At 72.6% G+C, this 12,296-nt stretch carries 11 protein-coding genes; 4 read left to right on the forward strand and 7 right to left on the reverse strand.

The genetic code is table 11. The features are described 5' to 3' along the window. Positions 1–22 precede the first annotated feature (22 nt). From ACFY1J_RS11960 to ACFY1J_RS11970, 3 genes are all read left to right on the forward strand, one after another. Positions 23–946: a MurR/RpiR family transcriptional regulator gene (locus tag ACFY1J_RS11960; RefSeq protein WP_390705945.1), complete on the forward strand. Its 924-nt coding sequence runs from the start codon at positions 23–25 to the stop codon at positions 944–946. A gap of 401 nt (positions 947–1,347) precedes the next feature. Further along, on the forward strand, positions 1,348–1,731 hold the full coding sequence (locus ACFY1J_RS11965) for a hypothetical protein (RefSeq protein ID WP_363297995.1): 384 nt from the start codon (positions 1,348–1,350) through the stop codon (positions 1,729–1,731). A gap of 97 nt (positions 1,732–1,828) precedes the next feature. Further along, positions 1,829–4,246, forward strand: a complete 2,418-nt coding sequence (locus tag ACFY1J_RS11970; protein WP_390731155.1) for a SpoIIE family protein phosphatase — start codon at positions 1,829–1,831, stop codon at positions 4,244–4,246. Positions 4,247–4,528: 282 nt separating this feature from the next. Here the strand turns inward: ACFY1J_RS11970 and ACFY1J_RS11975 are convergent, their stop codons facing one another. Together ACFY1J_RS11975 and ACFY1J_RS11980 are read right to left on the reverse strand one after the other, a co-directional pair. Continuing rightward, complete coding sequence (locus ACFY1J_RS11975; protein WP_390731156.1) at positions 4,529–5,236, reverse strand: peptidoglycan-binding protein; 708 nt, start codon at positions 5,234–5,236, stop codon at positions 4,529–4,531. Positions 5,237–5,291: 55 nt separating this feature from the next. Beyond that, complete coding sequence (locus ACFY1J_RS11980) at positions 5,292–6,140, reverse strand: hypothetical protein (RefSeq protein WP_390705942.1); 849 nt, start codon at positions 6,138–6,140, stop codon at positions 5,292–5,294. 214 nt (positions 6,141–6,354) lie between these two features. Here ACFY1J_RS11980 and ACFY1J_RS11985 point away from each other — a divergent pair, with 214 nt between their 5' ends. Further along, complete coding sequence (locus ACFY1J_RS11985) at positions 6,355–6,927, forward strand: MarR family winged helix-turn-helix transcriptional regulator (RefSeq protein WP_390731157.1); 573 nt, start codon at positions 6,355–6,357, stop codon at positions 6,925–6,927. A gap of 15 nt (positions 6,928–6,942) precedes the next feature. Here ACFY1J_RS11985 and ACFY1J_RS11990 read toward each other — a convergent pair whose 3' ends face one another. The 5 genes from ACFY1J_RS11990 to ACFY1J_RS12010 all read right to left on the reverse strand — a co-directional run bounded on the left by ACFY1J_RS11990 (position 6,943) and on the right by ACFY1J_RS12010 (position 12,296). Then, a complete protein-coding gene (locus ACFY1J_RS11990) occupies positions 6,943–7,644 on the reverse strand; it encodes a gamma-glutamyl-gamma-aminobutyrate hydrolase family protein (RefSeq protein ID WP_390731158.1) in 702 nt (233 codons plus the stop codon). Then, a complete protein-coding gene (locus ACFY1J_RS11995; RefSeq protein WP_390731159.1) occupies positions 7,641–9,131 on the reverse strand; it encodes an aldehyde dehydrogenase in 1,491 nt (496 codons plus the stop codon). Before ACFY1J_RS11995 ends, ACFY1J_RS11990 begins: the two co-directional genes overlap by 4 nt. Positions 9,132–9,192: 61 nt before the next feature. Further along, the gene (locus tag ACFY1J_RS12000) at positions 9,193–10,650 is read right to left on the reverse strand and encodes an APC family permease (protein WP_390705938.1); all 1,458 of its coding nucleotides are present in this window, start codon (positions 10,648–10,650) and stop codon (positions 9,193–9,195) included. Positions 10,651–10,810: 160 nt separating this feature from the next. Further along, positions 10,811–11,422, reverse strand: coding sequence for a TetR/AcrR family transcriptional regulator (locus ACFY1J_RS12005; protein ID WP_390705937.1), 612 nt, complete (start codon positions 11,420–11,422; stop codon positions 10,811–10,813). 28 nt (positions 11,423–11,450) lie between these two features. Continuing rightward, a complete protein-coding gene (locus ACFY1J_RS12010) occupies positions 11,451–12,296 on the reverse strand; it encodes a fumarylacetoacetate hydrolase family protein (RefSeq protein WP_390705936.1) in 846 nt (281 codons plus the stop codon).

The following is a 12,296-nucleotide window of genomic DNA, read 5'->3' on the forward strand; positions in this document are numbered from 1 at the left end:
GGGAGACAAAGGAGGCGCACCGGTGTCATCGCCGCAGCATGCACGCGCGCAGGCGTCCGCGATCACCTCGGGCAAGACCGTTCCGGAGGCGGTAGCTGCACCGACCTCCCAGCTCAGGGAGCTCTTCGACGGCCCGCGGCTGTCCCCGGGGCAGCGCCGCATCGCCCAGTACCTGATCGAGCACATCACCGAGGCCGCGTTCCTGTCGATCACCGATCTCGCCGAGCGGGTGGGCGTCAGCCAGCCGTCGGTGACCCGGTTCGCCGCCGCGGTCGGCTTCAGCGGTTACCCCGCGCTACGGGAGAAGCTCCAGTCGATCGCCCTGCGCACCCTCGCCGGCGGTCCCGGCGCGGCCGACGAGGACCGCAGCAACGAACTCCAGGCCGCCGTCGACGCCGAGATCCAGAACCTGGAGAACCTCCGGCGCGACTTCGCCGACCCCGACCGGGTCATCTGGCTCGGCCGCGAGCTGTCCCGGTCGACCCCGCTGACCGTGCTCGGGCTGCGCATCTCCGTGTCGCTGGCCGAGTACTTCGCCTACGCCGCCCGCCGCATCCACCCCGACGTACGGCTGGTGACCCGGGGCGGCACCGTCGCCTACGACGCGCTGTTGCAGTCGCGCGAGGCGGGCGGCACCTGGGTGCTGGCGTTCGGGATGCCGCGGCACGCGCAGGAGACGCTGACCGCGATCCGGGTCGCGCGCGGCGCGGGCCTGCGGGTCGCCCTGATCACCGACCTGGCGCTCGGGCCGCTGGCCGACGAGGCCGACGTCACCTTCACCACCGGCACCGGCTCCCGCCTGGTCTTCGACTCCTATGCCGCGCCCAACGTGATGTCCGCCGCGCTGCTCCAGGCCATGACCGACGCCGACCCGGAGCGCACCCAGGCCCGCCTCGAGGACTACGAGCAGGTCGCCGAGCAGCACCAGTTCTTCCTCAAGGACTGACACCGGTCCGACCGCCACCGACCCGGCGGTTCCCTCCCCTTTCGTCCACAAAGCCTTGTACGGGGATCATTCACCTCATATCGCGCATGAATGTTTTCATACGTCTTGCAAAGGCGACGGCATATATAAATACTGCTCACGGATCGCACCCGCCCCGAGAAAGCCGACGGACCGCCCATGCGCACGCAGCACCACCCGCCGCGCCGGCGCCCGACGCCCGGGGCCCCAGAACGGACACCCCCAGCCGCCGTCCCTACCCACGTCGGTGCCAGGGGTGTTCGGTCGGGCGACGCCTGCGCGGCTCGCCCGTGGTGGCGGCCCCGGTCATCCCCTAGACCGGGGCCGCCCCAGAATCCGTCGGACCACCCCTCACGACGCCGCACACCGCACACCCGGAAGCGATGATCATGACCCTGACGACCACCACGCGCATCAGCCAGGACTGGCCCTGCCAGGTCAAGACGCCCGGCAGCTATGACTGGGAGCGCTCGGCTGCCAAGTGGCTGCGCGAGCTGGTACCGGCCCGCTACGCCAGCTATCCGGCGCTCATCCGTCACCCCGTGCTGCTCGCCCGGCACGCGCAGATCCAGGTCCAGCACGAGATCCGGGTGGCACGGACGGCGCTGCAGACCGCGCGGGCCGAGCTGCCCGTGCTGGGGATACCCGAGTCGGTCATCGAGCACACGATCAAGCTGTACGCAGCCGAGGTCATGCAGCTGCAGCACATCGCGCGCAGCGTCCGAGCGGTCACCGAGGCCCTCGTCGGACACAGCACCGGTCGCTGACCTGCCGGTCACCGGCCGGCGGAGCGAAGCCGGATGCCCACAGGCCTCGATTCCCAGAGGTATGAGCGGACGGACCCAGGTGTGCGATGCTCGCTTCGTGACGAGTGAGCCCGCACCACCGGCGCAGAGTGGCACCGTCCCCGACCTGGCGGCGCTGGCCAGGGTGGTGGCCAGACAGCGGGCGGAGATTGACCTGCTGCGGGAGCAGACGGCGACCTCGGCGGTACTGGAGCGCGCCAAGGGTGCGCTGATGGCCATGACGGGCTGCTCCCCGGACACCGCGCACGAGGAACTCGTCGAACGCGCCAGGACCGGACACCGCACCCTCGTCGAGGAGTGCCTGCTCACGCTCGGCGCGCTGATGCCGCCCCTGGCCCACGCCTGCGACGCCACGGACTCCACCGGGGTCGCGGCCGGCACCGGGTCCGGTCCCGTCCGGCCCGAGGGGAGCGCCCCATGGGACACCCCGGCCGCCGGGACCGACGAGCGCTCCGAGGTCCTCGCCCGTCTCGGCAAGGCCCTGGTACGCGTCGACTCGCCGCAGGAACTCGCCGGGTCACTGCTGGCACACCTCGGTCCGGACGTGGGCGCCGACGCCGTCGTGCTCTATGCGCTGCGGCCCGACGGCGGACTCGAACTCGTCGGACACGCAGGCCTCGACGAGACCTTCGCGGGCCAGTGGCGCCATGTGCCGCCGCTGAGCGGAGTCGCCGCGCTGGACGCGCTGCGAGCCCGGGAGCCGCGCTGGCTGGAGGACTTCGCCACGGACCGGGACCGCTACCTGCTGATCGGGAATCCTCCCGAGCGGTGGCTGTCGCGTGCCTGGCTGCCCGTGCCGACGGGCGGCACGGCCGAGGTGGCGCTGGGCGTCCTGCGCCGGCCGGCCGGCCCCTTCACCGCGCGCGACCGGGAACTCCTACGGGCCGCCGCGCGGCTCTGCGCCGGCCGGCTGCGCGCGTTCGACCAGGCGCAGGGGCGCACCGACGAGGGTGTCGCCGACACGGTGCAGGCGGTGTTCGACGCGCTCCCGGGCGCGGCGGTCCTGCTGACCCCGCTGCGCGGCGCATCGGGCGAGGTGGAGGACTACCGGATCGACGCCGCGACCCCGCGGGCCGTCGACGTCCTCGGCCGGACCGGGCGTGAGCTGCTCGGCCTGCGCATCCTCGAGTGCTACCCGTCGGTCGCGGGCGAGCCGCTGTGGCAGGGGTACTTGACGGCGCTCGCCGGCAAGGAGCCGTACCAGGGCGAGCCGTTCGCCTATCACGAGGTCGTCGACGGGGTGCGGGAGACCGCCACGTACTCGGTGCAGGCGACGCGGCTGGGCGACGGACTGCTGGTCAGCTGGGTCCGGCACGACCCCACGGCCCGGCAGGAGCAGCGGCTGGCGGACGTGCAGCGGCTGGGCAACCTCGGCTGGGCGAGCTGGAACCTGGCCACCCGTGAGGCGACCTGGTCGCCCCAGGTCTACGCCCTGCTGGGCCGGGACCCCGCGCGCGGCCCGGTCCGCCTCCGGCAGTTGCCGGACCTCGCGCTGCCCGAGGACGCTCCCGCGCTGTCCCACGCCGTCACCGAACTCGTCCGCGCCGGGGAGCCGTTCGACGTGCCCTTCCGGATCAGGTCCGGCTCCGGCATACGGCATCTGCGCGCCGTCGCCGAAGCGGTGGCGGACCCGGACGGCACGCCCGTCGAGGTGCACGGCTTCATACAGGACCTCACCGCGCAGCGCAGCGCCGAACTCGCGCTGGTGGAGAGCGAGCGGGCCATCCTGCTGCAGCGCGGGATCCTACAGGCCGAACGGGCGCTGGCCACCCGGCTCCAGCACGCGCTGCTGCCGCTGCCGAAGGCACCCGTGCGACTGGCCGGACTGCGCGTCGAAGTCGCCTATCTGCCCGCTTGGTCGGAGATCCATGTCGGCGGCGACTGGTTCAGCGCCATCGAACTGCCCGACGAGGACGCGCTGTTCGTGATCGGCGACGTGGCGGGCCACGGCATCGACGCCGTGGCCACCATGGCCCAGCTCCGCTTCACCGCGAAAGGCATGGTCAGCACGGGCTCCTCGCTGACCGGGGCGCTCGCCCGGCTGAACACCCTGCTGCTGCACTCCAGGGACAGCAACACGACCGCCACCATGGTCCTCGCCCGGTACGCGCCGAAGGAGCACCGGCTCAAGTGGGCCCAGGCGGGTCACCTGCCACCGCTGCTCGTGCGCCGCGGCGAGGCGCGCTATCTGGACCGTCCCGACGGCATCCTGCTCGGGGCGAGCACGTCCCCGAAGTTCGATGCCGCGGAGTGCCGGCTGGAACCCGGGGACCGGCTGCTGCTGTTCACCGACGGTCTGGTAGAGCGGCCGGGCGAGCATCTCGACACGGGCCTGGCCCGTCTCGCCGAGGCCGCCCTCGCCCATGACGACAAGGGGGCCGGCTCCCTGGACACGCTGCTCGGCTCGATGCTGGAGGGCGAGCGCCGGGACGACGTGTGCGTCCTGGACATCCGGGTGCCTCCGGCGGAGACGTAGGGCGCGGCCGTCAGTCCTCGTCGCGGTGCCACCAGTACCAGCACAGGCCCACGACGAGGGCGATCAGGAAAACGGCGGGCAGCACGAGGCCCGGGATGCGGGAGCCGCTCATCGGGGACGCCTTCGGATCAGGGCGGCAGAAAGCCGTACGTCAGGTGCACCATGGTGACGTACAGGGGGATTTCGGTCACCGCGCTTTTCCGCAGTCGTTGCCGGGCGTTCGAGTATCCGGCGGTGATGTCATTCCAGCGGGTGACCAGGTACGACGCCTCCGTGCGCCCGTCAGCCGCCGTCGAGGCTCGTGCGGGACTCCAGTGCCCGGCGGGTGTCGTTGCCGTAGACCCCGGTCTCGTCCCCGGAGATGCCGTACCAGAGCTGGAAGCGGGCGACGGCCTCGGTGAGGACGGTGTCGTAGTGGCCGTCGGTGGAGCCGCCGCGGTAGACGTCCGGGACGGCCAGCAGGCGCTGCTGGAGTTCGGTGACCTCGGGGCCGCTGTCGCCCTGGCGCAGTGTGCCCGGACCGTCCGGGTCGGTGGCCGAGGTGGCCGTGGCGGTGGTGCTGGGGGTGGCGGGGGCGGTCGTGGGCGGAGCGGCGGGCGGGGCGGCGGTGGCGGCGTCTCCTCGGCCGGGCAGCAGCAGCGCGCAGCCGAAGCCGACCAGTGCGGCCGCGGACACCGCGACCACGACGCCGGCCCGGCGCAGACCGGTGCCGAAGCCGAAACGGCCGCCGACCGGTGTCGTGTGCCGGGCGTGGCCGAGGGGCGGCAGTTCCTGGGTCTCGTCCTCGGCGACGTTGCGCCACCGCGGGTTCGCGACGGCTTCGTAGCTCTCGGCATCCTCCGCGCCCTCCGCGCCCTCGGCGTCCTCGGCGTCCTGCCGCATCTCCCGCATCAGCTCCGCGAGGGCGTCGAAGCGCCGCAGGCGCAGGACGCGGACGGGTTCCAGGGCCGGGCCGTGGGACGGCTGTTCAGGGTCGGGCGGTGTCGACACACTGCTCTCCTTCCGCGATCCCCGTGAGGAGATACGGAAGGGGCGTCGCGCCGGTTCAGCGTCGGACAGGGCCGGGCCCGCTCCCGACGAAGCGGCGCAGGGACTTCGTCATCGCGGCGACGAAGGCCTCCCTGGTGTCGTCCGTGAGGGCGTCCAGGGACAGATACGGGTTGAGGTCCTCCAGCTCGACCAGCAGGAGACCGCCGTCCGGGGCTCGGCAGGCGTCGACGCGCTGGATGCCGTGTTCGAGGCCGTTCCAGTCGATGAAGCGCCGGGCGAACTCCAGGTCCTCGGGCGTGGGTTCGTAGGGTTCCAGCCGCCAGCGCTGCGCGGCGTCCGGCGCGTACAGGGCGTACTGGAAGTCGTGGTCGACGAAGTAGAACGACACCTCGTAGGCGAAGTCCACGCACGGCTGGACGAGCACGGTCCCGTCGGCCAGGTCGCGCAGCCGGTCGGCGGGGACGATCTCCAGGCCTATCGAGTCCGCGCCGAGCCTGGGCTTGACCACATAGCGTTCGGCGGCCGGCAGCAGGTGCAGGTCCTCGGCCCGGTCCACGGTGGGGATGACAGGGAAGCCGGCCGCGGTGAGATCGAGCAGATACTGCTTTCCGGCCATGTCCGCCCGGCCGGTGAGCGGGTTGTAGACCCGTGTCCCGTCGCTCAGCGCCCGCGCGCGGAAGGCGTCGTACGCCTCCTGGTACCCGAGGACCGGACCGCTGTTGCGGATCACCACGGCGTCGAAGCCGTCCATCAGCGCCGTCGCGGCCGGCGGATGGCAGAGCGCCAGGTCGAAGTGCTCGCGCAGCCGGGAGGTCAGGAAGATGTCCTCGTCGCAGTAGCGCCGCCCGCGGGCCGGGTACGCCAGGTCGGTGACGTAGAGGACACGGGGGCCGGCGGCGGGCATGGGGGCTCCTCGGGCATCGGGCGGGCAGGTGCGGAAAGGTTATGTTGCCGCGCGGGCGGCTCCGACCCCCGGCCCCCGCACCCCGGCCCCAGCCCCAGCCCCAGCCCCAGGGGCATCGGCCACGCGGGAGACGTCCGTACACTTTGAGTCCGAACGATCATCCACGGCCGGCCCCGGCCGTGCGGTGTCCGCTCAGCGACCCGAAGGAGCGCCCGTGCCCGGCCAGCGATCCATCACCGAAGCCGAGAGGCTCGTCTCGGAGAAGCTCGGCGGCATCCCGATCCGCCGGGAACAGATGGCGGCCGTGGCCAACATCTACCGGGCCGCCTCGGCGGTGCGCCAGCACCTGGAGAACTCCGTGCTGCGCGGCTCGGACCTGACCTGGACGGCGTTCGTGGTCCTGTGGGTGGTGTGGGTGTGGGGCGAGTCGGAGACCCGGCACGTGGCGGAGGAGGCCGGGATCTCCAAGGGCACGCTCACGGGCGTGGCGCGCACCCTGGAGTCGCGCGGGCTGCTGCGCCGGGCCGGGCATCCGCAGGACGGCCGGCTGGTCCTGCTGAGCCTGACCGACAAGGGCGAGGACCTGATGCGGCGGGTGTTCCCGGAGTTCAACGAGGAGGAGGCGTTCGTCACCGCGCGGCTGGACGACGACGGGTGCCGCAGCCTCGCGGAGGGGCTGCGGCAGGTCGTCCTCCAGGTGGAGGAGCACGGCGAGGAGCGGCGCCGGCAGCTGCTGGACGGCGCCGAGCCCGCCCCCCGGCGCAGCGGGCGGCGGCCCAAGGCGTGAACTCGGGGGCCGTGCTCAGGCCCGGCTCCGGGCGGCTCGTACCAGGGCGTCGAAGAGTGCCTGCTGGGCCGGGTCCCGGTGCGCCGTGTCCTCCGGGTGCCACTGCACGGCCGTGAACCAGCCCGGGGCAGCCGCGAGTTCGAGGCCCTCGACGGTCCCGTCCTCGGCGGTCGCCGTGACCGTCAGTCCGCTGCCGAGCCGGTCGACGCGCTGGTGGTGGTAGCAGGAGGCGTCCGCCTTCTCCGCGCCGGTGGCCTGCTCCAGCAGGGTGCCGCGCCCTATCCGTACCGGGTGGGCGAGGTGGCGGTGCTCCCGCTCCGGGCCGCCCATGTCCTGCTCCAGGCTGCCGCCGAGGGCCACATTGACCGCCTGCAGGCCGCGGCAGACGGCGAGCAGGGGCAGGCCCGACTCCAGCGCGTGGCGGGCGAGCCGGAGGTCGAAGGCGTCCTGGAGGTCGTCGACGTCGTAGACGGTGTCGTGGGTGTCGGTCGCGCCGTAGCGGTGCGGGGCGAGGTCGCCGCCGCCGGGGAGCAGGACGCCGTCGAAGCGGGCGAGCCGGTCGGCCACGCCGGTGTCCGCGGGGTGGAGGCTTACGGGTTCGCCGCCGGCCCGCCACACGGCCTCGATCAGGGCGCGGGCGTTGACCTCGGCCGCGTACCGCAGGGCGGAGGTGGTCGCGCTGAAGCGGGCGGGGATGGCGATCAGGGGGCGGGTCACAGCTGGATCCAGGTCGTCTTGAGCTCGGTGTACTTCTCCAGGGCGTGGACGGACTTGTCCCGGCCGTTGCCGGACTGCTTCATGCCGCCGAAGGGGACGGTCAGGTCGCCCTCCTCGTAGCAGTTGACCCAGACCGTGCCCGCCTTCAGCTGCCGCGAGACCCGGTGCGCGGTGGACAGGTCGGAGGTCCACAGCCCGGCCGCGAGTCCGTACTCGGTCGCGTTGGCGAGCCGTACCGCCTCGTCGAGTTCGTCGAAGGCGAGGACCGACAGCACCGGGCCGAAGACCTCCTCGCGGGCCAGGCGCATCCCGGGGGTGACCGCGTCGAAGACGGTGGGGCCGAGGTAGCTGCCGCCGGTCGCGGTCAGGGTGCGCTCGCCGCCGGTGCGCAGCCGGGCGCCCTCGGCCCCGGCGGTGGCGATGTGGTCGAGGACGCGGCCCAGGTGGGCCTCGCCGACCAGGGCTCCCATCTCGGTGGCCGGGTCGAGCGGGTCGCCGACGCGCAGTTCCCGGGCCCTTCGTACGACGGTCTCGGTGACGCGTTCGGCGATCGAGGAGTGGACGAGGAGCCGGGAGGGTGCCGTGCACATCTCGCCCTGGTTGAAGAAGATGCCCCAGGCGGCGGTGGCGGCGGCCCGGTCCAGGTCGGGGGCGTCGGGCAGGACGATGTTCGGTGACTTGCCGCCGAGTTCGAGCCAGACGCGCTTGAGGTTGGAGTCGGCGGAGTAGCGCAGGAAGTGGCGGCCGACGGCGGTGGAGCCGGTGAAGGCGAGGACGTCCACGTCGGGGTGCAGGCCGATCGCCCGGCCCGCGGTGGGGCCGTCGCCGGTGACGACGTTGAGCACACCCGGCGGCAGACCGGCCTTCGTGCCGATCCGGCCGAGCAGCAGGGCGGACAGCGGGGAGGACTCGGACGGCTTCAGTACGACGGTGCAGCCGGCGGCGAGGGCCGGGGCGACCTTCCAGCTCGCCAGGGTGAGGGGGAAGTTCCAGGGGACGACGGCGCCGACGACTCCGGCGGGCTCGCGGGTGACGAGGGCGAGGGCGTCGGGGGAGGTGTGCGGGGACTCGTCGGTGAGCTTGTCGGCGAGCTGGCCGTACCAGCGGAAGGTGGTGATGGCGGCGCGCAGTTCGATGTCGTAGGCGTCGGTGATCGGCTTGCCCATCTCCAGGCTGACGGTGAGGGCGAGCCTCTCCCGCTGCTCTTCGAGGAGTTCGGCGATCCGGAGGAGCACCCGGCCGCGCTCGGCGGGGGCGAGGTGCGGCCAGGGGCCGGAGTCGAAGGCCCGGCGGGCGGCGGCGACGGCGTGGTCGACCTCGGCCGTCCCCGCGTCGGGGACGTGGGTGAGGATCTGCCCGTCGCGGGGCGAGACGACCGCGAACGTCGCCCCTCCCCCGGCTTCGTCCCTCCCGTCGATGTGGTGCCGCGCGGGCAGGTCGAGTGCCTTGGCCCGGCGCAGCAGTTCGTCATGGGTGACGTCCAGCATGGTGTTCCGTTCGAGGATATGGGGCCCGGCTCCCGGGGGAGCCGGGTCCGGCGGGGGTGCGTCAGTGGCCGGCGGTCCGGGCGTGGACGACGCGCGCGGCGGCGGCGCCCAGGAGCAGCACCGCGGGGACGGCGAGGACGAGCCAGGTGGCCGTGGTGGCGTCGCCGCCGATGAGGGTGGTGAAGTTCGCCAGGACCACCCAGATCACGGCGGCGATGCCGAGAGCGCCGAGGGCGGGGGCGATCAGGGTGTTCCAGCGCCGGGTGTCGAGCCGCTCACGGCGGAAGAAGACGATCACGGAGACCGAGGTCAGGAAGTACAGGAGCATGCAGGCGAGGACCCCGACTCCGCTGAACCAGGAGAAGAGGGTGAGGACCGGGTCCTTGCCCGCGACGGCGAACGGCATGACCAGCAGCACGGCGATCGCGGTCTGTACCGCGCCCGCGGCCCCTGGCGAGTGGCGCCGGTTGAGGGAGCGCAGCCGGCCGGGCAGCAGGCCCTCGCGGCTGAGGGAGAACAGATAGCGGTTGGCGGAGTTGTGGAAGGCGAGGATGCCGGCGAACAGCGAGGTGCCCAGCAGGACGGGCAGCACGTCGTTGACCCAGCCGCCGAACTGGTTCGCGATGGGTGCGAAGACGAACACCGTGGAGTCGCCGCCCGCCAGCGCCTTGCCCGCGGCCTCGGTGACCTTGGAGGGGCCGTAGGAGGAGACGAGCATCCAGGAGGTGAAGGCGAAGAAGCCGGTGACCACGGCGACCGAGAGATAGGTGGCCCGGGGCACGGTCCGGTGCGGTTCGCGTGCCTCCTCGCCGTAGATGGCGGTGGCCTCGAAGCCGAACATCGACGCGACGGCGAACATCAGCGCCACGCCCGGGGCGCCCTGCAGTACGGCACCCGGCGAGAAGGTGTGGGCGACGCCGAGGCCCTCGGGGCCGCCGCCCTTGACGAGGGTGACCACGGCGAAGGCGAGCAGGATGCTGAACTCGGCCAGGACGAACACGGCGAGCACCTTGGCGCCGATCTCGATGCCCGCGGCGCCCAGCGCCTGCACGACGACCATGGTCACGAGGGCCCACACCCACCAGGAGATCTGCACCCCGCCGTAGTGCTGGACCAGGCCGCCGACCGTGAAGCCGTACAGGCCGTACATCGCGGCCTGGACCGTGCAGTAGGCGAACAGGGCCACGGCGGCGCTGCCGCTGCCCGTGGTCCGGCCGAGGCCCTTGCCGATGTAGGTGTAGAAGGCACCCGCGTTCACCACGTGCCGGCCCATGGCCACGAAGCCCACGGAGAACAGCAGGATCACCGCGCCGGCGACGGCGTAGGCGGCCGGGGCCCCGGGGCCGTTGCCGACCGCGACGGCGATCGGGACGGCGCCCGCGATGCCGGTGAGCGGCGCCTGTGCGGAGAGGACGAAGAAGAGGATGCCCAGGACTCCCAGGGCGTTGCGCTTGAGGGTGCCCGTTGCCTGGGGGGCCTCTTTGGCCCGGGGTGCTGCGTCGACCGTCTGACTGTCCACTCGGATCACCTGCTGAGGAGGGGAGGGAGGTTTCGTTTTGAGCCAAACGAGTTGCCTCATGTTGGGCTGGAACTATCCATATGGCAAGGGGTCGAGGGAGGAATTTACGCAGCGGAAACCCCCGCCGCGGGCGCGACGGGGGTGCCGTGCCGGACCACCCTCAGACGTCGGCCCCGGACGACCGTTCGCCCAGGTCACGCAGCAGGGCGCGCAGCTCGGCCAGGGCCTCCTCGGTGACGTCCCGCTCGCCGAAGACGAGCTGGTGCAGCACCAGGCCCTCCAGCGCGGCGAAGACCAGCCGGGACAGACCCCGGTCGACCGGCCGGGACAGCATCTGGGACAGCTCGCGCCGGGTGGCTTCGAAGTACTCCTCGTACAGGCCCCGCAGATGCGGCAGCAGCTCCGGGCGGCGGCGCGCCTCCAGCAGCAGCTCGTACTGGAACGCCTGGAGGTCGGGACCGGACTCCACCATGTCCGCCAGGCCGACGGAGAAATCGGCGATCTCACCCGTGCCGGGTTCGAGGGCGCTGCTGCTCAGGGAGGAGCGCACGGCGTGTGCGAGCGCCTCCTCGATCAGCGCGTCCCGGGAGCCGAAGTGGTGCACGACGAGCCCGTGGGTGACCCCGGCCTCCTCCGCGACGGCCCGGTACGTCAGCCTGCGCAGCCCGCCGCGGGCCACCACGCGCACGGCGGCGTCGAGCAGGGCCTCCCGGCCGGCTCCGTAGTTCTTCACGCGCTTGCGGGGGCGCTGCTCACCGGCGGGCTCGCTCATGGACGTGACCCTACCCGCGCCGTTCACCTCATCGCCGCGGCGGCCGGATGCCGCGGAACTCCCAGTCCCCGCCGAGCGCCGTGGACAGCACTTCCTCGGACTCGGTGGGCTGGGCGCCGACGTCGGAGCGGACCGAGGTGGGCCCGGTGACGACATGGTTGGTGAGCCTGCCCAGGCCCTCGACCTCCACCTCCACCACGTCGCCCGGCCGGACGGGGCGGGAGTTGGCCGGGGTGCCGGACAGCAGGACGTCACCGGGGTACAGGGTGATCGTCCGGGCGATGTCGGCGACGAGATAGTGCATGTCCCACTTCATCTCGTCGGTGGAACCGTCCTGCACCACCTCGCCGTTGACGTAGGTGCGCAGCCGCTTGCCGTGGAAGTCCCAGTCGGTGACCAGGCCGGGCCCGAGCGGGCACAGGGTGTCGGAGCCCTTGACCCGGAGCATCGAGCCGGCGTCGGTGTCGCGGAAGTCGTGCAGTCCGTAGTCGTTGGCGACGGTGTAGCCGGCGATGTACTCGCCCGCCTCGGCCGGGGAGACGTTGCGCGCGGTCCGCCCGATGACGATGGCGACCTCTCCCTCGTAGTTCAGCCACTTGCAGCCCTCGGGCCGGACGATCGCGCCCCGGTGGGAGTTGAGGGACGAGGTCGGCTTGTGGAAGTAGGTCGGGGTGTCCGGGAGGTCGATCCGGAACTCCTCAACCCGGCTGCGGTGGTTGAGGTGGACGGCGATCACCTTGGACGGAACGACCGGGGGAAGGTGCCGGGCGTCCCCGGTCTTGACGCGGCGGCCGTCCCCGGCGACGAGTTCCTCGCCGTCGACGGTGACCTGGACGGCGGCGCCGTCGAGGAGGATGCGGCGGTATTCGGGCAT

This window comes from Streptomyces sp. NPDC001406 (assembly GCF_042895285.1).
GTDB lineage: Bacteria > Actinomycetota > Actinomycetes > Streptomycetales > Streptomycetaceae > Streptomyces.